The organism is Campylobacter sp. (assembly GCF_019423325.1).
Lineage (GTDB): Bacteria > Campylobacterota > Campylobacteria > Campylobacterales > Campylobacteraceae > Campylobacter_B.
On record NZ_JAHZBQ010000001.1, the window covers coordinates 77,428 to 102,773 of the forward strand.

25 protein-coding genes and 1 pseudogene are annotated in these 25,346 nt (G+C 47.9%); 14 read left to right on the forward strand and 12 right to left on the reverse strand.

The annotated features are described in order from the left end of the window. Positions 1-13: 13 nt before the first annotated feature. A complete protein-coding gene (locus QZ367_RS00410; RefSeq protein ID WP_291935787.1) occupies positions 14-370 on the reverse strand; it encodes a hypothetical protein in 357 nt (118 codons plus the stop codon). Between the two features lie 842 nt (positions 371-1,212). Next, entirely contained in the window at positions 1,213-2,169 is a 957-nt protein-coding gene (locus QZ367_RS00415) for a cation diffusion facilitator family transporter (RefSeq protein WP_291935790.1), read from the reverse strand. 351 nt (positions 2,170-2,520) lie between these two features. On the opposite strand from QZ367_RS00415, the gene QZ367_RS00420 reads away from it, so the two are divergent. From QZ367_RS00420 to QZ367_RS00430, 3 genes are all read left to right on the forward strand, one after another. Then, positions 2,521-2,895: a cupin domain-containing protein gene (locus tag QZ367_RS00420; RefSeq protein ID WP_291935793.1), complete on the forward strand. Its 375-nt coding sequence runs from the start codon at positions 2,521-2,523 to the stop codon at positions 2,893-2,895. Between the two features lie 210 nt (positions 2,896-3,105). Then, complete coding sequence (locus QZ367_RS00425) at positions 3,106-3,687, forward strand: SDR family oxidoreductase (protein WP_291935796.1); 582 nt, start codon at positions 3,106-3,108, stop codon at positions 3,685-3,687. A 137-nt stretch (positions 3,688-3,824) separates the two neighbouring features. Then, the gene (locus tag QZ367_RS00430) at positions 3,825-4,235 is read left to right on the forward strand and encodes an Rrf2 family transcriptional regulator (RefSeq protein ID WP_291935799.1); all 411 of its coding nucleotides are present in this window, start codon (positions 3,825-3,827) and stop codon (positions 4,233-4,235) included. A gap of 18 nt (positions 4,236-4,253) precedes the next feature. Here QZ367_RS00430 and QZ367_RS00435 read toward each other — a convergent pair whose 3' ends face one another. After that, complete coding sequence (locus tag QZ367_RS00435; RefSeq protein WP_291938102.1) at positions 4,254-4,469, reverse strand: transcriptional regulator; 216 nt, start codon at positions 4,467-4,469, stop codon at positions 4,254-4,256. Positions 4,470-4,626: 157 nt separating this feature from the next. Here QZ367_RS00435 and QZ367_RS00440 point away from each other — a divergent pair, with 157 nt between their 5' ends. Beyond that, on the forward strand, positions 4,627-5,034 hold the full coding sequence (locus tag QZ367_RS00440; RefSeq protein ID WP_291935802.1) for a hypothetical protein: 408 nt from the start codon (positions 4,627-4,629) through the stop codon (positions 5,032-5,034). 39 nt (positions 5,035-5,073) lie between these two features. Then, positions 5,074-5,826: a hypothetical protein gene (locus tag QZ367_RS00445; protein ID WP_291935805.1), complete on the forward strand. Its 753-nt coding sequence runs from the start codon at positions 5,074-5,076 to the stop codon at positions 5,824-5,826. Between the two features lie 48 nt (positions 5,827-5,874). On the opposite strand, the gene QZ367_RS00450 is transcribed toward QZ367_RS00445, so the two are convergent. The 9 genes from QZ367_RS00450 to ileS all read right to left on the reverse strand — a co-directional run bounded on the left by QZ367_RS00450 (position 5,875) and on the right by ileS (position 16,237). Next, on the reverse strand, positions 5,875-6,540 hold the full coding sequence (locus QZ367_RS00450) for a ThiF family adenylyltransferase (protein WP_291935810.1): 666 nt from the start codon (positions 6,538-6,540) through the stop codon (positions 5,875-5,877). Beyond that, entirely contained in the window at positions 6,537-7,718 is a 1,182-nt protein-coding gene (locus tag QZ367_RS00455) for a carbon-nitrogen hydrolase family protein (protein ID WP_291935814.1), read from the reverse strand. The genes QZ367_RS00450 and QZ367_RS00455 overlap by 4 nt, the downstream gene beginning before the upstream one ends. A 9-nt stretch (positions 7,719-7,727) precedes the next feature. Continuing rightward, a complete protein-coding gene (gene xseB, locus QZ367_RS00460) occupies positions 7,728-7,919 on the reverse strand; it encodes an exodeoxyribonuclease VII small subunit (RefSeq protein ID WP_291935817.1) in 192 nt (63 codons plus the stop codon). Further along, the gene (locus QZ367_RS00465) at positions 7,912-9,015 is read right to left on the reverse strand and encodes a homoserine O-acetyltransferase (RefSeq protein ID WP_291935819.1); all 1,104 of its coding nucleotides are present in this window, start codon (positions 9,013-9,015) and stop codon (positions 7,912-7,914) included. Before QZ367_RS00465 ends, xseB begins: the two co-directional genes overlap by 8 nt. Beyond that, positions 9,012-10,463, reverse strand: a complete 1,452-nt coding sequence (gene guaB / locus QZ367_RS00470) for an IMP dehydrogenase (RefSeq protein ID WP_291935822.1) — start codon at positions 10,461-10,463, stop codon at positions 9,012-9,014. Before guaB ends, QZ367_RS00465 begins: the two co-directional genes overlap by 4 nt. 15 nt (positions 10,464-10,478) lie before the next feature. Next, positions 10,479-11,081: a type II restriction endonuclease gene (locus tag QZ367_RS00475; protein WP_291935825.1), complete on the reverse strand. Its 603-nt coding sequence runs from the start codon at positions 11,079-11,081 to the stop codon at positions 10,479-10,481. A 3-nt stretch (positions 11,082-11,084) separates the two neighbouring features. Continuing rightward, the gene (locus QZ367_RS00480; protein ID WP_291935826.1) at positions 11,085-12,023 is read right to left on the reverse strand and encodes a DNA adenine methylase; all 939 of its coding nucleotides are present in this window, start codon (positions 12,021-12,023) and stop codon (positions 11,085-11,087) included. After that, complete coding sequence (gene gatA, locus QZ367_RS00485) at positions 12,020-13,381, reverse strand: Asp-tRNA(Asn)/Glu-tRNA(Gln) amidotransferase subunit GatA (protein ID WP_291935829.1); 1,362 nt, start codon at positions 13,379-13,381, stop codon at positions 12,020-12,022. The genes QZ367_RS00480 and gatA overlap by 4 nt, the downstream gene beginning before the upstream one ends. A gap of 96 nt (positions 13,382-13,477) precedes the next feature. Next, positions 13,478-16,237, reverse strand: a complete 2,760-nt coding sequence (gene ileS, locus QZ367_RS00490) for an isoleucine--tRNA ligase (protein ID WP_291935832.1) — start codon at positions 16,235-16,237, stop codon at positions 13,478-13,480. A gap of 118 nt (positions 16,238-16,355) precedes the next feature. Between ileS and QZ367_RS00495 the strand changes: the two genes are divergently transcribed. The 9 genes and pseudogenes from QZ367_RS00495 (at position 16,356) to QZ367_RS00535 (ending at position 25,272) form a co-directional block, all read left to right on the forward strand. Next, entirely contained in the window at positions 16,356-17,486 is a 1,131-nt protein-coding gene (locus QZ367_RS00495) for a CinA family protein (protein WP_291935834.1), read from the forward strand. 11 nt (positions 17,487-17,497) lie between these two features. Further along, positions 17,498-18,241, forward strand: a complete 744-nt coding sequence (locus QZ367_RS00500) for a hypothetical protein (RefSeq protein ID WP_291935837.1) — start codon at positions 17,498-17,500, stop codon at positions 18,239-18,241. A gap of 557 nt (positions 18,242-18,798) precedes the next feature. Further along, complete coding sequence (locus tag QZ367_RS00505; protein WP_291935840.1) at positions 18,799-19,329, forward strand: NAD(P)H-dependent oxidoreductase; 531 nt, start codon at positions 18,799-18,801, stop codon at positions 19,327-19,329. 279 nt (positions 19,330-19,608) lie between these two features. Continuing rightward, positions 19,609-20,538 (forward strand): aspartate carbamoyltransferase catalytic subunit, encoded by a 930-nt coding sequence (locus QZ367_RS00510; protein WP_291935845.1) that lies wholly within the window; start codon positions 19,609-19,611, stop codon positions 20,536-20,538. Further along, entirely contained in the window at positions 20,535-21,815 is a 1,281-nt protein-coding gene (locus QZ367_RS00515; RefSeq protein WP_291935848.1) for a dihydroorotase family protein, read from the forward strand. Before QZ367_RS00510 ends, QZ367_RS00515 begins: the two co-directional genes overlap by 4 nt. A 559-nt stretch (positions 21,816-22,374) precedes the next feature. After that, positions 22,375-23,403, forward strand: coding sequence for a hypothetical protein (locus tag QZ367_RS00520; RefSeq protein ID WP_291935851.1), 1,029 nt, complete (start codon positions 22,375-22,377; stop codon positions 23,401-23,403). Positions 23,404-23,775: 372 nt separating this feature from the next. Continuing rightward, a complete protein-coding gene (locus tag QZ367_RS00525; protein WP_291935854.1) occupies positions 23,776-24,147 on the forward strand; it encodes a hypothetical protein in 372 nt (123 codons plus the stop codon). Positions 24,148-24,165: 18 nt separating this feature from the next. Next, positions 24,166-24,438: a hypothetical protein gene (locus QZ367_RS00530; protein ID WP_291935857.1), complete on the forward strand. Its 273-nt coding sequence runs from the start codon at positions 24,166-24,168 to the stop codon at positions 24,436-24,438. A 117-nt stretch (positions 24,439-24,555) separates the two neighbouring features. Beyond that, positions 24,556-25,272: pseudogene (locus QZ367_RS00535) on the forward strand (IS1595 family transposase). Positions 25,273-25,346 lie beyond the last annotated feature (74 nt).

A 25,346-nucleotide genomic window follows, 5' to 3' on the forward strand; every position in this document is an offset into this window, starting at 1 on the left:
TGGGCATTTAGCTTTATCTAGATGCAAAAAAGATAAGACCCAACCAAGTTGCGGATATAATAAGCAGCAAGATAGGGAATAGCTTTTTATCGATCTCCCCGCTTCTTTTTCGGCTGATGATTTGTAAAAATTTACCGAGCTCGTAATCGCTTTTGCGAAATAAATATACCGTTGAGCAGATGCCCATGAATAATGCCGCGGCGGATAAAATCGCTACTAATTTTTTATCTAAATCCATACCATATATCATAAAACCGAACATCGCGATAAGAATGATGGCGGTAAGGGCTAAAATTCCTATCGTCGCAAAGGCGATGAAAAATATAATATTGAGCTTGCGATCGATGCCTTTGACATAAAAATCGCTCAAACTGCTACTGATATAGAAGGAAAATAGCTCAAGAATTACCGTCGTAAAAGGCAGACGAATATCGCCCGGGAATAAAAAATATCCCTTCAAAAGGTCTATTATATTAACATTTAAAAGTTTTGAGAGGTGCAATGAAGCAACGTAAAATGAAATCAAAAAAACTGCCAAAAAGACATTGCCTAAAAGAAACTTGTAAATTAGGTATTTTATGTTTTTGCGCACCTTGGCTCCCTGAAATTTCGCGAGATTATACGTCAAATTTGCTTTTAACAGGCTCAAATCGGTAGGAAAATTTAATGAGTAAAATTTAGCCAAAATTTTGCGTAATTTAAATTTACGGCTCGATTTACAGCGCGGAATTTTAAAATTTAGTGGTGCGATATGCTTAGCTAAATTTAAAAATGTAGCATTTGCGTGGGTATTATTTTGGCGCTATTAAAAACGGATAGCTTGGCTAAATTTAAACCGCTCTGTGCTTACGCTAAGTTTCGCCGTAGTCACTAGCCTGCCGTTCTAGTCAAATTTGAAAATTCCGCAAACGTGCATAGGTGCCGTTTTGAATGGTACGACGATCCGCTGCGTAAAATTCTACTATTTTGCGCGCGCGGCGCCTGATTTTGAAACGGCGTCTGTGGAGCAGAATTTTAAAATTCCGCCACGCGAAAGGATTTAAAATTTCACAACGAGCGTAAAATTTTAAAATTTAAAATCTCGAAATTCCAAAATTCCGAAATTCCACGGCGCGGGCAAAATTTTAAAATTTAAAAATCGAACCAAATTTTAAATTCCAAATCAAGCTAAATTTCAAAACTATAAGTCGAGCAAAATTCCAAATCCAAAATTTAATGACTATGCCCCAAATGCCCGCCCGCGCCATTTGATCTTACTTCGCAGATGAGTTCGCTGTCGCATTCGTTATCGCTGCTTTCAAGCTGCAGCGTCGTGTGCGTGATGCCCAGATGCTCCATTTCGTGCGATATTTCGGCCATGATCCGCTCCGCCTCGCGCACGCTTAGCTCGCCGCTGACCACCACGTGAGCCGTGAGCGCGTTTGCGCCGCTCGTGATACTCCAGACGTGCAGGTCGTGCACCGAAAGCACGCCGTCCACGCCCCTGATCTGCGCGACGAGCGCGTCCAGACACACGCCCTTTGGCGAGCCCTCCATCAGGATGTTTAGGCTATCTTTTAGCACGCCCCAGCCGCTTTTTACGATGAGCGCGGCCACGAGTAGGCTAGCCGCCGCGTCCGCCCAGCCCCAGCCAAAGCACATCATCGCTAATGCGGCCGCGATCGCGCCCACCGAGCCCGCAGCGTCGCCAAGTACGTGCAGGTAGGCGCCGCGCATATTGACGTTTTCTCTCACGTCGCCGCCGCGCAGCATGTATAGCGCCACGACGATGTTTACGGCAAGACCCAGCGTGCTGATGGCGAGCATCCCCGCAGTGGCTACTTCGGGCGGGTTTTGGAAGCGCCGCGCCGCCTCGATGACGATAAAAACGGCGATCGCGACGAGAGCGAGCGCGTTTATCGTCGCGGCTAAAATTTCGATCCGCCTGTAGCCGAAGGTCTTTTGTAGATTGCCTTTGCGTTCGCCGAATTTAAACGCAAACAGCGAAAGCCCGAGCGCCGCGGCGTCCGAGAGCATGTGCCCGGCGTCGGAGAGCAGGGCGAGCGAGTTCGTCGCGAAGCCGCCCGCGACCTCGACCAGCATAAAAGCGGAGATTATAAGGAAGGAATTTCTCAAAACGACCTTGTTTGACGTGTGTGAATGCGTGCAATGAGTGTGATTTTCGTGCATTTTGACCTCGCTTTTGGGCAAATTTTAGTTAAATTATACCTCAAAAAAGCGCTTAAATTTTAGCGAAATCTCCCTCTAACTCGACATTTACGCGCTTGCCTATGTCTTTTAACTTGCTAAACTCTTCCACTAGCCTCGGCGCGTCGCTGGGCTGATCGCAAACCTCTTAAATGCGCTATTTTGCATAAAATTCCTTTGTTTAAAATCGCGCGGATTCTAGCTGATTTTAAATTTTGCGTCAAATTTTGGAATTTTTGCTGTAACTCTTGACATTACAACAAAATTTTAATATACTTCGCTCATCTGTTGTAAGTTATAGCATTACAACAAAAAATTTCTAAGGAGAAAAAGATGTCAAACTACAAGATCGTTTCAACGAAAAATGAGCCGAGAGTCGAGCTAAAAGAAGCTCTAGGCTTAAGCGGCTGCGAGCTCTCTATCAACGAGCTTCCTGCAAACGTGAGCGTGCCTTTCGTGCATTCGCACAAGCAAAACGAGGAGCTTTATTTGGTGCTAAAAGGCGGCGGCACGCTCTTTATCGACGGCGAGGAGAAGGCGGTCAAAGAGGGCGATGCGATCCGTATCGATCCGGCGGGCAAAAGATGCTTCAAGGCGGGCGCGCAGGGGATAAAATTTATCTGTATCCAGACTAAACGCGGCAGCCTGGAGCAGTACACTAACGGCGACGGCGTGATAAACGACGATGTAAAGCCTAGCTGGCTGTAAAATTTTGCGAGACGGGCACGGAAAAATGCGGGTGTAAATTTTAAACTGCGCAGCACAGCAAAACGGCGCCCTACGTGGCGGGCGCATCGGCCGCCACAACGATAGGAGGTCGCATGAGAAAATGCATTAGTCGCGGCGGTAAGTGAATTAGCTTGCAGCGGCGATAAGCGGCTGTGCAAGCAAACAAATTCTAAATTTAAAGGATAGAAAATGAAAAAAGTAGCAATCATCGGAGCAAACGGGAAATCAGGTTCAAATTTGGTGCAAGAAGCCCTAAAACAAGGGTATGACGTAACGGCTATCGTGCGAAACAAAGAGTATAAAAAACGACGACGTAAAGTCGTCTATAAAGATGTTTTAAAGCTAACGAAGGCCGATCTAGCGGGCTTTGACGCCGTTATTAGCGCATTTGCGGCATGGACGCCCGAAACATTTCCGCTTCATAAAAAGGTAGCAAAACACCTAGCAGACGCACTTAGCGGTACGAAAACGAGACTACTCGTCATCGGCGGCGCGGGTACGCTATACGTGGACGATAAGCAGACGATGGTTATAGATACGCCAAGCTTTCCTGCCGGGTACATGGGCGTCGCTAAGGCTACGGCGGAGTCGTTTTTCGAGCTAAAAGACAGAAGCGACGCGCTCTGGACATACGTCTCGCCTGCGGGAGACTACGACGCAGATGGCGCTCGCACCGGCGAATACGTCCTTGGCGGCAATAATCTAATACTAAACTCCAAAAACGAGAGCTACATCAGCTACGCAGACCTCGCGCTCGCGGTCATAGACTAGCTAAAAAATAGAAATTTCGTGCAAAAGCGCTTTACCGCAGTCGGCGAGAGGGCGTGAGTTTAAAATTTTGCGTAATTTAGCTAAAATAACGCCGCACGAAACTAACGTGCGGTTTTAAATTTAAATCAAGGCCGGTTATGCAAGTAGGTATCAAATTTTCACTCGCGGTTCATATCATGCTTTGCGTCGCGTATTTTCGCGAGGAGAAGGTCACGGGCGATTTCGTCGCCGCAAGCTCGGGGATAAACCCTGCCATAGCGCGCAAGCTGATCTCGCAGCTAAAAAACGCGGCCTTGGTGCTCACGACCGCGGGTGTGGGCGGCATCACGCCGGCTCGCGACGCACGGCTCATCACGCTTTTAGACATTTACGAGGCGGTGAGCGAGGAGGACGCGATGTTTCGCCTGCACAAAGGCTCGCCTAGCGCCTGCCCTGTAGGCGGCAAGATCGAGGCGGTACTCGCGCCGCGCTTTGCCCGCATTCAGAATGATTTTAAAAAATCCCTATCAAGCGTGAGCTTGGCGGATTTGCTGCGGGATTTAGAATGAGATTTGTATAGCGTGGCTTTAAGTGGACTTTTTATCGCTCATCTCGGATTTTATCGATTCATCGGCTTGTAGAAGGTTTTCGTAATTTTCTTTGCTTTTTCGTATGGCGTCGTCAAATTTAAAACCGAGCATGACGATACGGTATAAATTCGGCTTGTTTTTGCGCCAATTATACAGCGTTGCGACATCAATGCCTAGATGATATGCCATATCGCGTTTAGTCAGCTTCAAAATTTTCCTTAAATTTGAAATCAATAAAATTGTATAGCTTTTATTCTGATAAACTAACACTTGAATATTTTTATGTTTTTAGTATTTTTCATATAATATTTCAATTTTTCTTTAACTACCTTGCAATATAATGCGAGAATATTTTTTGGGAGGATCCAATATGAAAAATTTCAAAATTTTAGTTTTCGGCACTTTTGCGGCGATATTCTTTAACGGATGCGACGTAACGCCGCCGTTTCAGGTAGTTCAATTACAAGAAAACGCACGCGGTATCACGGTGGCAAGAAGCACGCCTTATAATTGCACTGTCTTGGGCGAGGTCGAGGGCAGAAGCGAAAATAACGGCTATGGTGCAAATTTACAGCTAATGCGCGATAGTGCGGTCAATGACGCTAAAAATAATGCTGCATACGTGATCGGAGAGGGAAAACGCGCGATGATAAACATAGTAAGTGAAAAGGCGGTTTGTTTGTTAAACGGACAGCGGGTTGATTGCTCGGGAAATGTCATCGGTTACGTCCAATCATATAGGATAAATGCGCAGGTTTTTGACTGCGGTATAAAGTAAATTTAAAATTTTAATGTAATAAGCATTAAGGAGATAAAGATGAGAAATTTTATCTTGAAATTGATCGGAGTATCGGTAATATGCGTGTTATTACCGGGAAAGCTATCTGCACTGGATCTACCGGAGCCACTAAAGGGAGAGGAGTTTGAGCAGGTTTTGAAAAAATACCTCAATTCCGAGGAAGAATTTCTGCAAGATTTTGAAGCACATAAGTTTGACAAAGCGGCCGCTTTCGATAAATTATATTGTGAAGAAGGGCTTCCAGAGGCGTGCGGAGATCTGGGAATTCATTATGCTTTTGGACTAGGGGTAAAAAGAGATGTTTTAAAAGCAAAGGCATATATCGGATATTATTCTGCAAATTCGCCGATGAAATTTTCTGCAAAAGAATTTAGTAATTTAAGTTTAGAGCTTATTAATAAAACTTCCGAGCTTGATGACAAAGGGGCATTGTTTTATCTTTCAGATGTCTTTAAAAAAGAGCTTGAAGATTGTAGGTCGCTTATAAAATGGTTCGATATTATGAGCGGTAAGATCAAAATAAATAAAGATTATGTAAAAAGCATCGGTAATAGAGATTCTTGTTTTAAAGCTCTTGCATATTCTATGATGCTTCCTTGTGATATGCTATCGCCTGATAAAATACTTTGTTCCGAAAAAGGTATTAAGGATGATATTTCTAGCGAAATTCTTATTTCGGAAATCGTCAAAAATGGGCTTATAAATTCCAAAATAGCAAATATATTCTTCGAGTACTTTGATTTTATTGATACCGATGAAATTAAATTTTAAAAAATTCGGGCTTTGACGGTTATAAATGCCAAAGCCCAAATTTAAAATTTACAATTTTATCTTCCTAACTTCCAGCTCGCCGCCAAAAAAGTTCACGTAGTAAAGCAGGTCTTTTTCGACCTCAAGCCCCGCTAGATAGCGCAGAGCGAGGTTCGCCTCAAAGCTTGCCGCAAACATCACTATAGCAGCCGTTATGCCCGCAGGCGTCGCGTTTAGGCTCGGGAAAAATTTAAAATCCGCATTCTGCACGAAGCAGACTTGGCACTGCCAGCTGTCCACCGACGCAAACACCCACGGCACGCCTATTTGCTTAGCAAAGGCATCAATCTGTGCGCGCGTGGCGAGATTATCGGTCGCATCCAAAATGAGATCAAATTTCTCGCCCGCGCCTATCGCGCTAGCGAAAAATTCCTCCGCGCGGCTCTTATGCACCTCCACGCTCACGCCGTCGTAGCGAGCCTCCGTGCGGCTTTTAAAAACGTCCGCTTTAAATTTACCCTCGTCTGCGAGAGTGAATAAAATTTGCCTGTGGATGTTATGGAGCGCCACCGTGTCGAAATCTACGACGCTGATCCGCCCGATGCCGCTTGCGCCCAGAGCGTAAGCAAGGCTGCTTCCAAGCCCGCCCGCGCCGATGATTAGGATGCGTTTATCCGCAAGCGCACGCTGCGTCTGCTCGCCCCAAAGCTGGATCTGTCTGTGAAAGTAGTTCATAAAAGCCCCCTGCTGACTAGATTTTTACGGAATTTCCACAGCCCGCGCGCCGCAGCGATCTCGTCCGCGTCCACTTCGCACATCAGCACGCCCTCTTCGTTTTTCAGTTCGTTTGCGATCTCGCCGCCGGGGGTTACGACGAAGCTCTCGCCGTAAAATTTAAACTCGCTTTCGCCGAATTTCGCCTCGCCGATGCGGTTGGCGCGGATGACGTAGAGCGAGTTCGTAAACGCGCGCATCTTCAAAAGCTCGCGCCAGCGCCCACCGCTTTCGAAGGTCGAAGCGCACGGCACGAGCACGCAGCCGACGTTTTTTTGCATAAAATAGCGCCAAAATACGTCAAAATGCGCCTCGTAGCCAAAGCACACGCCGAATTTCACGCCGCCCTCGCTAAAGATCATCGGCGAAATTTTACCGATTTTGCGGCTTTTGCGGTTGGCGAAAAAGCTCTCTTCGTTCCAGTGCGGATAGTCCATCAGGATATTTTGATCGTAAAATTTCACCTCCGAGGGCGAAAATTTCGCGCAGGATTTCACCCAGATGGGCTCGTTTTCGCTCGCGCAAAAGATCTCCTCTTCGCTCGCGTCTTTTTGGCTTTCGGCTTTTAAATTTGAAGCGTTCGAGTTACTTTGGATCGAAGCGCTTAAATTTAAACCATCTGCGGAATTTGCGGCTTTGAAATTTAAAGCGTGCGCGCCGCAGGAATTTAAGCCGCCTTTGGAACTCTGCTCGCCTTTGGAATTTAAAGCGCCTTTGGAATTTGAACCATCGTTGGAATTTAAATCTCTCTTGGAATTTAGCTCGCCCTTGCAACCAGGCTCACTTTTAAGGCTTAAGGAATTTTCGCCGCCGCCGCCGCCGCCCAAGCTCTTTTGAGCCGCGCTGCCGAAAATACCCGCCTGCCTCAAAATTGCGCCGCTAGCGGCTCTGATTATCGGCGCTACGATATGTAGGTCGTATTTGGCGGCCAGCCGCGCCATCAGCTCCTGCTTGTGCTCGCTCTGCTCGCAGGCGATAGAGCGGGGCATCTTTTTAAGCTCGCTAAAGAAGGAATTTAGCTCATATTCGCCCAGCAGCACGATCCGCGCGCCATTGTCTTTGGCGACCTTCATATAGTAATCGATCCGATTTTCGCTCATCGAAAGCGTCGGTAGCTGTAAAACGCATACGTTTATCATCGCCGCCTCCTAAGCCTGCTCGGGCGCGTTTATTTCGGCAACCTCGAGTTTGGCGTTTTCTAAAATTTCCTTCACCTCTTTTAGCAGCGCCACGCCCTGTTTATACAGCTTCACGCTCTCTTCTAGGCTCAGATCCTTGTCGTTTAGGCTCTTTAAAAGCGCGTTAATCTTCTCCATTTTTTCCTCGAAACTCTCACTCATCTAAAATCCTTTTTATGATGTAATCAAATTTTTCTATCTCGACCAAAAACGCGTCGTGTCCGTAGTCGCTATCGATCTGCGCGTAGCTCGCGCGATCCTTTTTGCCCAGATCGCTCATCGCATCGTAAATTTCTTTCATTAGCTCCGGCGGAAAGAGCACGTCGCCTTTGAAAGAGATGAGGTGCAGGCGCGATTTGATCTGCGCGCAGGCGTTTTTGAGATTGCCGTAGTGGCGCGTGCAATCAAATATATTCATCATCTTGGCGATGTAGAGATAGCACAGCGGATCGAACCTGCGCGCGAAATTTTCGCCGTTGTATTCAAGGTAGCGATCGACCTGAAAGCGCCCGTTAATCTCGTAAAGACCGTCGGTTTCAACGTAGTTGCGTCCAAATTTATCCTGCATCGAGTTTGGGCTTAAAAAACTTATATGCCCCGCCATGCGCCCCACCGCCATGCCGTCAAGCCCGCGCTCGGCGATCAGATTTTTATCGTAGTTGCCGTTTTTAAAGCTCGGATCGCGCAAGATAGCCTCGGTCGCGATCTTATTAAATGCGATCGCCCAAGGCTGCGTGGCGTAGGTGCTTGCCAGCACGAAAATTTCATCCGCAAATTCCGGATATTCGATCGCATAGCACAGCGCCTGCATGCCGCCCAAGCTGCCGCCGATAACGGCGCGGGCGTGAGCGATGCCGAGGCGCTTTAAAAGCATCATCTGCGCGCGCACGACGTCTGAAACGACCACTACCGGAAAGCGCAAGCGGTACTCGCGGCCGCTGCTTTCATCGACGTCGAGCGGGCAGGTGGAGCCGAAAGGCGAAGCTAGGATGTTTATGCAGATGACGAAAAATTTCGTAGTATCGACCGCTTTATGATCGCCGATGAGCCCGTCCCACCAGCCCGGCTTAACGTCGCCCTCGTAAAGTCCCGCGGCGTGCGCGGAGCCGGTTAAGGCGTGGCAGATGACGATGACGTTTGATTTGTCCGGGTTTAGCTCGCCGTAGGTTTCATAGGCGAGCTTGAAGTTAGAAAAGACGCGGCCGCTCTCCAGATAGAGCGGCTCGTCGAAATTTTGAATTTTGCTCTGAAGGATCACTGATTTACTCGGTAATTCGGCGCTTCCTGCGTGATGATGACGTCGTGGACGTGGCTTTCTTTAAGACCTGCGCTCGTGATCTCGACGAATTCCGCCTTTTGCTGAAAGGTCGCGATATCCTTGCTGCCGCAGTATCCCATCGAGCTTCGCAAGCCGCCTAGTAGCTGAAAGATCACGTCTTTTAACATACCAGCGTAAGGCACGCGCCCCTCAACGCCCTCGGGCACGAGTTTTTCTTTTGCGGTGCCGTCTTGAAAGTAGCGATCCGAGCTTCCCTTCTGCATCGCCGCAAGCGATCCCATGCCGCGGTAGGTTTTGTACTGGCGGCCTTGAAACGTAATGAGCTCGCCCGGGGTTTCGTAGCAGCCTGCTAGCAAGCTTCCCATCATCACGGAGCTTGCGCCCGCGGCTAGGGCTTTGGCGATGTCGCCCGAGTATTTGATGCCGCCGTCTGCGATGATCGGAATTCCAAATTTAGCCGCCTCGATCGCGCAATCGTTGATCGCGGTAAACTGCGGCACGCCCACGCCCGCTACGATGCGGGTAGTGCAGATCGAGCCCGGGCCGATACCTACTTTAATCGCGTCGGCTCCTGCGTTTGCGATATCTTTTATGCTGGCGGGGTTTGCGACGTTTCCGACTACTACGTCCACGTCGAAATTTCGCTTCAGCTCCTTAAGCGTGTCGATAATGCCTTTGGAGTGTCCGTGCGCAGAGTCCATCACAAGCGCATCAACGCCCGCTTTTACGAGCGCTTCGGCTCTTTGCAGATGGCCTACGCTAATCGCTGCGGCGACGCGAAGGCGGCCGAATTTGTCTTTATTAGCGCTTGGATATTCGATGCGCTTTTTAAGATCTTTAATCGTAATAAGCCCCTCTAAGTGGCCGTTTGCGTCGATTATCGGAAGCTTTTCTACTTTATTATTTCTAAAAATTTTCTCCGCATCATCAAGCGTGCAGCCCTTCGGAGCGGTAATTAGCGGAGCTTTGGTCATCTTCTCGCCCACGAGCGCGGCGGTGTCGGTTTCAAAGCGCAGGTCGCGATTGGTCAAAATCCCAATCAGCACGCCGTTGTCGTCGATAACGGGAATGCCGCTGATGTGGTACTCGCTCATCAGATCGAGAGCGTCTTTGATCGTGGCGTCCGCCTTGATCGAGATAGGATCGATGATGACGCCGCTTTCGCTCTTTTTTACGCGGCGAACCATCTTGGCTTGCGAGTCCTCGTCCATATTTTTATGGATAACGCCGATGCCGCCGAGGCGCGCCATCATTATCGCGGTGCGGTACTCGGTGACCGTATCCATCGCAGCACTCACGAGAGGGGTATTTAGCGTGATATTCTTTGTAAAACTCGTGCTGATATCGACCTCTTTGGGCAGAATTTCAGAGTATTGCGGTACCAACAAAACATCCTCGAAGGTCAGAGCCTTTTTAAGAATTTTCATGGTCTCTCCTTGGTTTTAAATTTTGGCTTCTTTTCTTATTATCTTTTTATCTCTAGTTTGAGCATTTCTTTGAATTTCAGCATGATCATTTTTGATTTCTAAGGGCCAGTCTATCCCTTGTTCTTGAACATTCCAGTCTGGAAATTTTCCACCTTCTTTTTCTAAATAATTTGATAAGCAGCACTCTTCGATAAATTTATAACTTATAGAGGCGTTTTTAACTTTGTGAAATCCAAAAAGTCCTTTTATATTTTTCTTAAAATTTTCTTGATAAATCATATAAAATTCTATTTTTGCGCCTTCTAAAATCGTGTGATACAAGAAATACCAAACACCATAACTCCTAATGCTTGGGCGTCCATTTTTACCACCATCTTGATAAATATTTAATGTTCCTTTTATGCCGCCTTTATCTTGACTGCCACCAATTTTTTTAATCTCACCATTGACAACAATCAAATAAACTCTTGCAACATTTTGTATTAAAATTTTACTATCTAATATAACACCGTTCTCGTCTTTCAAAGTGCTCAGATAATTAAACTTTAACCTTGTTTTGCCATTTATATACTCTACATCAGCTATCTTAAATGCTGTTTTTACATCACTTATTCTCAAATTTTAATCCTTTATTATTAGTAGTTCATGCGACTTTTTAATGTTATTTGTATCGCCGCGCTCTAGGCGGTTTTTGCCTATACGAGTTTCACCCTGCCCCATTGTATATTGCCAAGAAGGCTCCAAGATTTCAAAATTTTTATAGGTTTTACGCACGAATTCGCAATCGTTATAGCTAAGTATAAATTTACCATTGTGCGTCTTTAATAAATCCGCTAGCAGCTCATGCTTGAAGCCATTATGGTGGATAGGAAAGTTGCGCTGCGGATAAATTCCTCTAAACATCTTTGAATTCCCATCTAGAAAATACGGTGGATCTAGATAGAAAAAATCGTTCGGATAGAGCTCAAAAGCCTTTTCAAAACTTTCGCAATCCACCTTTAAATTTGGCAATTTAAAATCTCTTATTTTTTCTATGTTCTTTAAATACCTCACTTTGTCTTCATAAATTTTACTCATCCAGCCTAAAAACCCGGGTCCATAGCTGAGATTAAAGTTGAAATAATAGTCTCTCGCTAGTGTTAGCGGTGGTAAAACCGCGTCCTTGATCCAGTGCGATTTTAGTTCCTTTTTTATGATATCATAAGTTTCTTTTGTAGGTTCTAGATTTAAAAGCTCGGCATAAAGCTCAGTGGGTCTGGCAAGTAAAACCTGCCAGAAATTTACTAAAATATCGAAAATATCAAATCCTAAAACCTCTAAATTTAGCTCCTTGGCGATAGCGATTTCCACGCTTCCACCGCCGAAAAAAGGTGAGATTACCCTCTTTGTATCGTTGGGAATTTTTTCTATTACCAGACCTACGGCTAGGCTCTTGCCGCCAGGATAGCGCAGAGGGCTTTTTGTATAGCGCTTATAGGCTAGGTTGCAACCTTTAATACTATTTAAAAAATCCAGCTTTCTTTGCGAAAAAGTACCGTAACGGGCAGATAGATTTTTCATAGTTCTTTTGAAATATTTTCTAGGTTAAAGCCGCCGTCCAGCACCGTTTGTTCGTCGTAAGCACGCCCGATGAGCTGCGCGCTGATATTAAGAGCTTCTTTGTTTTTCGCTACCGGCACGGAGATTGCGGGAAGTCCCGCTAAATTTACGCCGATCGTGTAGATGTCGCTAAGATACGCGCGAAGCGGATCGCTAAGCTCGCCGAATTTATACGCCACGCCCGGCGCAATCGGCATAAAGATCAAATCGGCGTCTTTTAAAATTTCCTCATATTCGCTTTTGATGAATGCCCTTGCCTTCTGCGCTTTGATGTAATATGCGTCGTAGTAGCCGCTGCTTAGCACGAAGGTGCCTAGAAGCATACGGCGCTTGACCTCGTCGCCGAAGCCCTCGCCGCGGGTGTTGGCGTAGAGCTCTTTTAAATTTAAAGCCTTTGCGCGGTTTCCGTAGCGCACGCCGTCATAGCGGCTTAAATTTGCGCTAGCCTCGGCGGTTGCGATGATGTAGTAGGTCGCGATGTCGTATTTGGAGCTACAAAGATCGCGGTAAACGATCTCATGCCCGAATGATTTTAGCTTTTCTATGGTTAAATTTAGAGCCTCTTTGACCTGCTGCGAGGCCTCGTCCACGTAGTTTTTTATAACGGCGATCTTAAGTTTGCAATCTCCGTTTAGCTTATCCGCGGTGCTTTCGTAAGCACCCGCGTAGCTCGTGCTGTCCATCTCGTCGCGGCCTGCGATGATGTCGTATAAGATCGCCGCGTCCTCGACGCTGCGCGTAATCGGTCCTATCTGATCGAGGCTGCTCGAATACGCCGCGAGTCCGTAGCGGCTGACCCTGCCGTAGCTCGGCTTAAAGCCTACGCAGCCGCAAAATGCCGCCGGCTGGCGGATTGAGCCGCCCGTATCGCTTCCGAGTGCGGCTATAGCGATATTTGCCGCTACGGCAGCCGCACTTCCGCCGCTACTGCCGCCGGGTACGCGCGAGTGATCGGTCGGATTGAGAGTTTTGCCGTAGAATGAGCTTTCGGTCGTGCTTCCCATCGCAAACTCATCCATATTCGTTCGCCCAAACGGCGCCAAACCGCGCTTCCGTAGCTTTTTAATCACCGTCGCGTCGTATGGCGCTACGTAGCCTTGCAAAATTTTACTCGCCGAGGTGACGCTCCAATCTTTTACCTGGATGTTATCTTTGATCGCGATCGGCACGCCCTCGCCGCTGATGTTTAAAGCCTCGCCCGTAAGCTGCTCTATATAGGCGCCGAGCTCTTTGGTTTTTAAAATTTTATCCTTTAGCTCCGCTCTAAGCGCCGAAATTTCATCCGCGCTCAGCTTTAGAGCCTCTTTCAAACTTATCATCTGCCATCCTTAAATTTATTCACGAAATAGATCCCCACGCCCGTCGCTACGCAGATCAGCGCGATCGTAAAAAATACGAAGCCGAGACTTATGGGGCTAGCGAGCATGCATGACCTTCGCGCAGCGCGGGCAGAGCTCATCCGGCTCTTTTGCGTTAAATTTCCAGCATCTCGGGCATTTGTGTTTAGAGGATTTTACGAGGCGGAAAATTTCGTCGTTTATCTTAAACTCCGCCAGAGCTTCCTCGCTTTGCAGAGTGTCCACGTCGCTTACCATGAACCAATCCGCTACGCCTAGGATGTCGTTTGATAAAATTTCGTTCGAGCTCGTCTGCAAAACCAGCTCAAGCGTCGATTTGATGATCTTGTCCTTTTTAAGCGCGTCGATAAGCTCGAAAAATTTCTCCCTTGATTTGATTAAAATTTCGTCAAATTCTAGAAAATCGTCAAATTCTATCGGCTTATATGTCAGATCGAAAACGTCTTCTTTGCCCTCTTTAATGATTTGCGGCGCAAATTCCATCACTTCGTCGATCGTGTAGGTTAGCGTAGGCGCGATCAGAGGCAGTAGCGCTCGCGTAATCAGAGCGATTGCGCTTTGCGCGCTTCTGCGACGCGGCTCGTCGGGTGCGTCGCAGTAGAGCCTATCTTTGCAGATATCAAGATAAATTCCGCTCAGATCGGCGCTTAAGAAATTTAGTAAGGCGTTGAAGCCCTTTGAAAAATCGTAGTTTCTAAATGCCGCTTCCGCGCTCGCAAAGGCGTTTGCCGCGCGCGTTAGGATCCAGCGGTCAAGCCGCGTAAAATTACTCGTCTCGATCTCATTTAAATCGCTCGTGCTTGCGAGCAGAAATCTTATAGTATTTCGGATCTTGCGGTACTGCTCGCTTACTTGCTTAAGGATATTGTCGCTGATCTTTAGATCGGTCGAATAATCGCTCATCGCGACCCAAAGGCGTAAAATTTCCACGCCGTGGCTCTTTGCGACCTCTTGCGGATAGACGACGTTTCCGACTGATTTACTCATCTTCTGGCCCTTCTCATCGACGGTAAATCCGTGCGTGAGGATGCTTTTGTACGGCGCGCATTCGTTGATTGCGCAGCTTAGAAGCAGTGAGCTTTGAAACCAGCCGCGGTGTTGGTCGCTGCCCTCAAGATACATATCCGCAGGGAATTTGCCCGCATCGTAGGCGCCGCTTTGCAGCACCGCTTTCCATGTAGAGCCGCTATCGAACCAAACGTCTAAGATATCCATCACCTTTTCTAAATTTTCAGGCCTATAGCCGCTGTCCTGCGGCAAGAGCTCCGAAATTTCCATCTGCCACCAAGCATCCGCGCCCTTAGCCTTAAAAATTTCGTAGATATTATTTAAAATTTTTTCATCAAAGATCGGCTCTTTGGTGCTTTTATCGCGGAAGAACGCGATCGGCACGCCCCAGTCCCTCTGGCGGGAAATACACCAATCGGGGCGGTTTTCTATCATCGAGGTAAGGCGGTTGATGCCGCTTTGCGGATAAAATTTAACCTTGCCGATCTGCTCTAGCGCCACTTGGCGCAGCGTCTTACCGTCAGGCATTGGCTCGTCCATCGCGATAAACCACTGCTTCGTCGCGCGGTAGATTACCGGCTTGTGCGTGCGCCAGCAGTGCGGATAGGAGTGGATGAATTTGCCGGATTTGATAAGTGCGGGGCCTAGAAGCTCTAAAATTCTCTCGTTTGCTTTGAAAATATGCATCCCCACGAGCTCATCTACGACGTCTGCGCGGAAGAGTTTTTTGGTTTTAAGTGTCTCGTCGAAACAGCCGCCCTCATCCACGGGCATAATCACCTCGATGCCGTATTTAAGCCCTACGAAATAATCGTCCTCGCCGTGTCCCGGAGCCGTATGCACGAGCCCGGTGCCGCCGTCCATCAGGACGTGCTCGCCGAGGATAAATTTCGAAGCTCTATCGTTTAGAGGGTTGATCGCGTTTAAGCCCTCAAGCTCGGTAGCCTTAAATTCTTTTACGATCTCGCCCTTGGTGATGCCCAGGCTTACGAGGCTTTCGACCAGAGGTTTAGCAAGGATTAAATTTTCGCTCGTCAGCGCGTAAATTTCATTCGGGTTCAAAGATATCGCGCCGTTTGCGGGCAGCGTCCAAGGCGTGGTCGTCCAGATGACCGCTTTAGCGCCTTTCGCGCCGATTTTAGCGTTCGCTTCACCGCTTAGATCGAATGCCACGAAGATCGAGTAGTCCTCTTTGTCTTTATACTCGACCTCGGCTTCTGCGAGTGCACTTTTTGCCGCCCAGCTCCAAAACACGGGCTTACTTCGCTCGATCAGAATTCCTTTTTTTGCGATCTGGCAGAGCGCTTTGTAAATTTCAGCCTCAAACTCAAATTTTAGCGTCAGATACGGATCGTCCCAGTCGCCCAAAATCCCCATATCTTTAAATTCATTGCGCTGCACGTCGATGAACTCTTTGGCGTGCTGTCTGCAAAGCTCGCGGATCTGCACTTTTGAAAGCGATTTTTTCCGCTCGCCTAGCTTGATCTCTACTTGCTGCTCGATCGGTAGGCCGTGGCAGTCCCAGCCCGGCACGTAGCGGATATCCTCGCCGAAGAAATAATGGGTTTTGGTGATGATGTCTTTTAAAATTTTATTCAGCGCGTGGCCGATGTGGAGGTGTCCGTTAGCGTACGGCGGGCCGTCGTGGATATTAAAGCTAACGCTTGCGCCCTTGCGCCTAGCTTTCATCTTTTCGTAAATTTTACGCTCGTCGTACCATGCCTTAAACCGCGCAGGTTCGTTTTGCGGTAGCGCGCCTCGCATCGCAAAATCCGTAGTAGGAAGAAAGAGAGTGTCTTTGTAGTCCATATTTGTACCTTTTCGTGTCTTAAAAAATTTGTGAAGTTTATCCAAAACGCCATTAAAAAGCTCTGAAAGAGCAGCCTGCGTTTATGCTATAATGTGCGAAAATTTAATGAGGGTCTTTATGAAAAATATCATCCTTGTAATCGGCGAGGAGATCCGCTACGACGCGGCTTTGATGAGCTATATATCTCGCAGCTACGAGCAGGTTTTCGGGCGGATGGACGATCTGAAATTCTTAAGCGAAAACGATAAGGTTTTGCCCTTCGCGCTTGAAAAGATGATCGATTCGTACGATTTCATCACGATCTTTGCGGCAAACTCCGCCTACGCGGTCGTCGGTAAAATTTTATCGACGCTCTCTTTCGATTCGCTTGAGCTGAAAAACGGAGAAACCCTAGCTCCCTCGATGGCGCGCACGGTCGCGAAAAACAGCTTCCTGCTAAACGTCAGAGGCTGCTCGGTAAACGTGATCAAGGCGCTTTGCTTGCAGAGCCTGCCGCCGATCCTTCAAGACGCGCCGAGCGCGGGCGAGAGCTTTTATCTATTCGATTGCGAATACGAAAGCGTAAAGCAGCGCCTAGAAAGCCTCGCGATCAGTTATAAAATTTCGCTTACGATCAGTAGGCCCTGCTCCTTTTTGCTACTCGTGCGCGCCAATGCGATGAAATTCGGAGCGCTGGACGCGTTTTTGCAAAGCGTCGGGAAGTATTATGAGAGCTGCTACATCGAAGGCGGCGATTTTATGGGCTTTGTGGTGGATAGGCTGCGCGAGATAGGCGCTAAGATCACCTTTGCAGAAAGCTGCACCGCAGGACTCATCGCCGCAAAATTCGGCGCGGTTGCGGGTGTGAGCGACGTTTTTGACGGCTCGCTCGTAAGCTACGCCAACGAGATAAAAAATCTCTGGCTCAACGTAGGCGAAGATACGCTCGCACGCTACGGCGCGGTAAGCGCGCAGACCGTGGGCGAAATGCTTGAAGGCGCGCTGCAAAGCAGCGGAGCGAGTTTTGCTCTTGCAGTAAGCGGTATCGCGGGCCCCGGCGGTGGAAGCGCGCAAAAGCCCGTAGGGACGGTCTTTATCGGCGCGAAGGAGCAGGGCGGCAAACAGATCGTCGGGGAATTTCATCTAAATGGCGATCGAAACTACATCCGCGAACAGAGCGCCGATATCGCTATCTGTTTGCTTTTGAAGCTTAGAAGCGACCTGTTTTTCGGGCGGCTTCCAAGCGCGATTGCTAGGGATGAAATTTAAAGGAGCGGATTTTGAAAAGACGAATTTTGAAAGGGTGCGGACGCGATTTAGCGCAGAATTTTATCCGAGCGAGCGGCGAGCCGGGCTTTGGACGGCTGCGAAATTCCGTTTCAGCTGGCAGCGAGCAAAATTTTATCTCGGCGCAGGACGGATTAAATTTTATCTCGGCGGGTCGCGCTAGAAATTTTAATTTTATAAACGATTTTAGCTTTATAAGCGCGGCGCTAAATTTTACGTTGGCGCTAGTCATGGCGTGTGTTTTAAGCGGCTGCGACGGCGGATCAGACGCGCAAGATCGTGAACAAAGCGCACGATCGGAGCAAAATTCCGCTCAAAGCTCTACGCAAAATTCTACGCAAGGCTCCGTGCCGCAGGGCTTTGAGAGCAAGCAAAAATCCGATCTGAACTCCACGATAGACGAGCTTGCAAACGATGCTAAAGTTTTGGGCGAGACCTTGCAAAATTTGCAGAAAAAGGCGCCCGAAGCGCTGAGCGATTTCGCCGCTCGCAACGCGGATCGGATCGAGGATCTGTTAAAGCAGGGCGAGGCAGCGGCGCGAGAGGCGGGCAAAAACCTTGATCAGATGGGCGAAAGCCTGCAAGGAATTATAAAAGATGCGAACGAGAGCTTAGGCAAGGTCTTGGAGGGCTTTGGCGTGCAGCCTAGACAGGAGCCGCGCGGCGGGCGCTCGCAGAAGCGCGATGAGCATCCGCAGCCCGATGACGGGAGCGGCAGACAAAGCTTTAGAATTTAAATTACGCTAAATTCTACTCAAAATTTTTTGTTGCAACTACACCCCCAGGGAAGCGGCAAGTCTCCGCAGGAGCGTAACGAGCCCGAACGAAAGGGGGCAGACACTCATAAGAGCGCGATGAGCACCCGCAGCCCGACGACGGAATCGATAGACAAAGCTTTAGAATTTAAGCGGCACTAAATTTCGCTTAAATTTGCTTGTTGCGGCGAATGCTCGCAGAGAAACGATGCTAAATTCTATTAAAATTTCCCCTGCGCGGCGGTTTCGTTAAAATTTTACTCGCGCGAGCCTCCGCAATGGCGCTATGAACACTTACAAAAAAGTAGCGAATCTCTGTAAAACGCAACGAGTGCCCCAAGGGCGAGCATTTCTAAAATAAAGCGCGAGTAGTGAATGAAGTTTGGAATTCAAAGCTCGCGCTCTTTGAAGTTGCTGTAAAGATAAGCGGGTGGCGGCCAGTAAAGCTTTAGAATTTAAGGCTGCTTGTGATAAAACGAGAAAAATTTTACGAAGTAGGGCTATAATGCGCCCCGCAATTTCAAATTTAAAGGATAGAAATGAAAACTCTCATTATTTTGGCTCATCCAAATATCGCAAACTCGCTCGTAAACCGCCACTGGAGGGATGCTGTGCTAGCCCATCCTGATAAGTTCGAGCTTCACGATCTTTACGCGCTTTATGCGGATTTTAAAATCGATGTGGAAAAGGAGCAAAAACTGCTCGAAAGCCACGATAAAATCGTGCTTCAGTTTCCGTTTCGTTTTTCAAACTGCACGCCGCTTCTTAAGCAGTGGTTTGAGGATGTTTTTACGCGCGGCTGGGCTTATGGCACAGAGAGCGGCGGCAAGCTTAAGGGCAAAAAATTCGCGCTTGCGATCTCACTTGGCGCGACCGAGGCAAACTACTCTAAAAACGGCATTGTGGGCTTTAGCGTAGATGAGGTGCTAGCGCCATTTAAAGCTACGTTTAATTTCGTCGGCGCAACGACTATGCCTAATTTCGTCTCATACGGCTTTACTTACGATAAAAGCGAGCAAGCCGTAGAAAATAGCGCGAAAAATTATATAAAGTATTTAAATAAGCTTTAAATTCTTTGCTTTTCTAGCCGCCAGCTGCGCGTAAAGCTTTAAAATTTTACGTAAGCGACGCGGCGGATTTTTTAAAATTTTCGCTAAAGAAGCTCAAATTTAATCCTAAAATGTTTAAATTTTACCATAAAATTCCGTCCGCGCTTCGTATGTGATCTCAAATGAAATTCCAAGCAAAATTTCGCGTCTAAATTTGAGCTCAGCTCTTAAATTTTAAAATTTTATCAGAGATTTTTTTATACAATTACGGCTGAAATTCGGCCTAAAAAAGGAGAGGGAATGTATAAGCTAAAGCATCTTCTTAGCGCGCAGGATCTGAGCCGCGAGGACATCTACGACTTCATCGATCTGGCGCGCGAGTTTAAAGCGCTCAACCGCTCTGACGTCAAAAAATCCGACTCGCTTCGCGGCAAGACGGTCATCAACGCGTTTTTCGAAAACTCCACCCGCACCCGCACTAGCTTTGAGATCGCAGCCAAGCGCCTGGGCGCAGACAGCGTAAATTTCACCGCTGCAGACAGCAGCACGAAAAAGGGCGAGACGCTGATCGACACCATCAGAAATATGCAGGCGATGCACACGGATATCTTCGTGCTGCGCCACAGCTGCTCGGGCGCGGCGAAATTTGTCGCGACCAATTGCGATGCATCGATCGTAAATGCGGGCGACGGGTTGAACGAGCATCCGAGCCAGGCGCTTTTGGATCTTTTTACGATAAGCGAGCACAAAGGCAGGATCGAGAATTTAAACGTCGCGATCATCGGCGATATATTTCGCTCGCGCGTGGCTAGAAGCGACATCTGGGCGATGAAAAAGCTCGGCATAAACGTGCGGCTCTTCGGCCCTCCGATGATGCTGCGCGACTGCGACGCGTTCGGCTGCCCGATATGCAAAAGCGTAGAGGAGGCGATCGAGGGCGCCGACGTCATCATCATGCTTAGAATCCAGCTTGAGCGGCAAGACGGCGAGCCAAGCTTCCCGAGCGTGCGCGAATACTCGAAATTTTTCGGACTTACCGCGAGGCGCATGCAAGCGGCAAAAGAGGGCGTCATGATAATGCATCCGGGCCCGATCAACCGCGGCGTGGAGATCAACTCCGACGTAGCCGACGATCCGCGCTATAGCTGCGTTTTAGATCAGGTAGAAAACGGCGAGGCGATGCGAATGGCGATACTTCATACGATAAATTTAAATAGGAGCGCACGATGAAAATTTTAATAAAAAACGGCACGATCGTTAATCATAACGGCAGCGAGGAAGCAAACGTCCTGATCGAGGGCAATAAAATTTCAAAAATCACGCGCGAGTGTCCCGCCGCAGACCGCGTCATAGACGCTGCGGGCAAGCCCGTGATGCCGGGTCTTATCGATATGCATGTGCATTTTAGAGACCCGGGGCTCGAATACAAAGACGACGTCATCAGCGGCAGCGAAACCGCGGTCGCAGGCGGCGTGACGACCTGCCTTCCGATGGCAAATACTAGGCCCGTGAACGACAACTCAAGCATCACTCGCGCGATGATCGCTAAGGCTAAGGGGCGCGGGCTTATCGATCTGCTACCGATAGGCGCGATCTCGCAGGATTGCAAGGGCGCAAAGATCGTCGAGATGGGCGATATGCTGGAAGCCGGCTGCGTAGCTTTCAGCGACGACGGGCTGCCCGTGACCGACAGCTCCGTGATGCGACAGGCGCTCGAATACTCCGCTCACTTCGGCTCGTTCGTGATAAATCACAGCGAGGATTGCTCGCTTTGCCACGGCGGCGTGATGAACGAGGGCAAGGTTAGCGCGATCCTCGGTCTAAAGGGGATGGCGAGCGAAAAAGAGGAGATTATGATCGCGCGCGATCTGCTGCTTGCCAAAAAGACGGGCGGGCACATCCACATCGCGCACGTAAGCTCGGCGTGGTCGCTAAAACTCATCGAGCAGGCTAAGCGCGAGGGCATCCGCGTCACCTGCGAGGCTACGCCGCATCACTTCACCTTCGACGAGCGCGAGTTGATGGGATACGATACGAATTTTAAAATGTCGCCGCCGCTTCGCACCCAAAGCGACGTGCAGGCCATCAGAGAGGCGCTTAAAAGCGGTCTGATCGACGCCATCGTGACCGATCACGCACCGCACAACACCGACGATAAATTTGTCGAATTTGATCACGCGCCGTTTGGAATTTTAGGGCTTCAAACCCTCGTACCGCTTACGCTGCGGCTCGTAAAGCAGGGCGTCATCAGCCTTGAAGACATGGTGCGCCTCTGCTCGTTTAATCCGGCTAAAATTCTAAATTTAAAAGACAAGGGCGAGATTAAAGAGGGCTTTTTAGCCGACGTCGCGATCATCGATCCGCAGATTTCCTACGTTTACGACGAGGCGCTAAATAAGTCCAAATCGCGCAACTCGCCGCTTTTCGGCAAGCAGCTTACGGGCGCTGCGGTATGCACGATCAAGAGCGGCCGCGTGGTCTATGAGTTTCCAAACGTCGTAGCGTAGGGCGCTCGCGGCGTAGGACTTACGATCGGCGACTTGCGGACGAGCGGCTTTCGTAGCTCAAATGGCGCTATTGCTTAATTTTAAATTTAGCTAGTTTGGGCGCAACGGCTCGCTTTTAAAATTTTTCGGTGCGATCGGTTCATTTTAAATTTGGTGGCAGCGTAGGCGTGGCGACTTGTCTTTAAAATTTCATAGCGCGCGTGCGATTGAAATTTCTTTAAAGCGGTTTGTCATTTTTAAAGTGCGCGTAAATTTAACGCGCGTCGCCTTGCCTGTGCCGCTCGTAGATTTTGCCTTCGGAATTTTACCAACATGCGCGAGCTGCTCTAAATTTATAACGGCACCTTTTTCGATACGGCGGCGGCTTTTAAATTTATGTTCGCGGCGGTTGGGAATTCTATCTTTGCGTAGATTTGTTTTTGCTTCACGCGTAAATTTTATCGTGATTAAATTTGTCGCTAAGGCGCAAAATTTTAAAATTTTGCCGCCGCTAGCTTTTGGCGCGGAGCATAAATAATCCGCCGCATGAACGGGAGCGATCGAAATTTAAAGGATATCTATGAGCGGCGAAATATATCTTTCGTGCGCGCTGTGCGTCGCGCTAAAATCAGCTCTGCGCGGCAATCCTAAGCCACTCCTGCAAGATCAAAAATATATAAAATATTTAAATTTTGAGTTTGCAAAGGAGCATTTCCGCACCGCAGAGGGTGTGAGCCGCGCAGCGGAGGATGGCGTAAACGACGCAAGTAAAGCTGTGGAGCAAAAAGATGCGTACGGCGCAGTGCAGAGCAGTGCGACGGACAAAGCCGCCGAGAGCGGCAGTGCAGCGGAGCAAAAGCGCGCGAACAGCAAAGAAGCGGCAAATGAAAAAGCGGCGAGAAAAAAAGGCGCAGACGAAAGCACGGGCTCGTCGTTTCTGCAAAAGGCGCGTAAATTTTTTACCGAACAAGTCGCGCAAAAAGGGCGCGAGGACGAGCCGATCTCCGCACGGCGGCGTTGGATAGAGCAGTGCCTAAAGCTCGGTCTGAAGGACGCGGGGCTTAGTATTCCAACTTTCGCAAAAGATAGAGCGCTTTTGGGCTTTTCGGGGATGAATGTAAACGGCATCGTCTGCCGCTTTGAGGATTTTGACGGCGTTTTTACGCCTGATTGGAAATACGATCGCGACAAAAAGGCTTGGTATGTGAAATACGTCGAGCGCCTTTGGCGCGGGATGCCGCGGGATGCGCTAAACGCGCGCGATAACAGCGCAGAATTCGGGAATGTTTTAGTGCAGATCAGGGATTTTGCGAGCAAGATAGGCTGCGAAAACTTCGCGCAGACGTTTGATAATGCGCTTAAGACGCTGCGGGGCGAAGTCGCTGTGGGCGAGTATTACGCCGTTTCGTTTGCAGCGCTGCCGCAGCCGAGCTTGAGGGCGTTTGCCGCGGCGGGGATCGCCGATGTATTCGGTGCGATGGGTTCTTGGGACGATGAGCCGCCGTCTATGGCGCAAGAAATGGGGCTCGGGGACGAATACGACCGCCTCTCGGACGAGCTCTTGGCGCAGAAAAACTTAGCGATTTTGTTTGCGATAAACGGCTGGTAGGGCTTTGGCCACAAGAGCTAGAAAGCGCGCTAAGCCTATTTGACAATAAAACAGAGATCAGCGGCGCGCAAAATTTAGCAAATAAGCCTCGCACGCCGGCATGCGGCGGAGCTCGCGAAATCTTAAATTTACCCCACTGTTTGCCACTTATTATTCTTTGCTTTTAAAGCTAAATTTACCGCTGATTTGGATATTTTCATCCGCCTTTTTCAAAAATCTTCCGAATGCAGGCGGTTTATGTACATTGCCGAAAAACCTGCAAACCATAAAATCAAAAGCGTAAAATCCCAAAGTGCCGAAATTTAACTCTTTTAAAAATACTTTTAGCTTTTTTTCGGTATGTTGCGCGAGTAAATTTTACAAGGAGAAATAATGAAAATAAACAAAATTTTGTTTCTAATCGCCCTATTTTTGGGCTTTGGCACGGCAAACGCACAAGACAGCTTTCAGCATATCAGAAACGCTACCGCAAAGATAAATTACGCGGGAGTGAACTTTTTGCTTGACCCGTATCTTGCGCCAAAGGGTAAATATCCTGGCTTTGAGGGGACGCTAAACTCACACCTTAGAAATCCTTTAATAGAACTTCCGATGGATGCAAAAGAGGTGTATAAGGGCGTCGATGCGATCATCGTTACGCACACGCATCCTGATCACTGGGATGAGGTCGCGGCTGAAATTTTACCTAAAGATATCGTTATCTTTGCTCAGCATAACGATGATGCGGCGCTAATCAAAAAGTAAGGCTTTAAAGACGTAAGAGTGTTAGACGAATCGGCCGAATTTAAAGGCGTGAAACTACATAAAGCGGGCGACGCTCGCGTGCTGGCATTTCCTGACAACGGTATCATAATGGGCAAAGCCGACGTAGCTCACGCCGCAAAAATGCTTAATGGCGCGACTATCATCGCCGTACATATGGACGCCGTAAATCACACGAGCGTAAGTCGTAAGGATCTTCGTGAATTTGTTAAAAAAGAAGGCATAGAGAGCAAGATCACTATCCCAAATGATGGCGAAATCATCAAATTTTAATCTCAAATTTTACCTTACAAGGCTAGAATTTCTAGCCTTTATCCTAAAATTTTTAAATTTTTGCGGCTCTCTTTAACTTAAGCTCACACAAAGGATCATTAAGTTACGATGGATACTATGAAAAATAAGTATATAGTTCGTTCAAGAATTTCTGAAGCTAAATTTAGAGAAATTCTAAAGTACTTCACGGAGGATATAGAAGCATCAAAGATATCAAATTTAACTAAAATTTCAGAAGCAACCCTATGTAAAATCTTTAGAGAAATAAGAGCTCTTATGTCTAAAGAGTGTGAAAAGATAAGCAAATTTAGCGGTGAGATTTCCAAGCCCGCCTAGAAGCTTCGCTTTGAAATATACGAAAGCTACTTCGAATCTAAGAGAGTAAGAGGAAAAAGAGGTAGAGGAGCAAACGGAAAGCAGCCGGTATTTGGTATGCTTAAAAGAGACGGCAAAGTTTATACTCAGATAGTTAAAAACTGTTCTGCAAATGAACTGATACCTATATTATCTCAATATAGCGAGCTTGATAGCTCTACTATTTATTCAGATTGCTGGAAGGCTTATGACGGTTTGGTTGATTATGCAGCTTTAGCTCATTATAGAGTAAAACACTCAAAGAACGAGTTTGCAAATGGTAAAAACCATATCAACGGCATTGAGAATTTCTAGGGATATGCTAAACATAGACTAGCTAAATTTAAAGGGATTAAGAAAGAGAATTTCTTGCTTCACTTAAAAGAATGCGAATTTAGATATAATACTAAAACTACACAGGAAAACTTATATCAGAAACTGTTGAAACTGATAAGAGAGAATCCGCTTAAGTTTAATTGAGCCTGCATTATTTGCATTACAAGTCTTATAGCGCAAAAATAGTAGATAAATTTTAAAATTTATAAAGGCGTAAC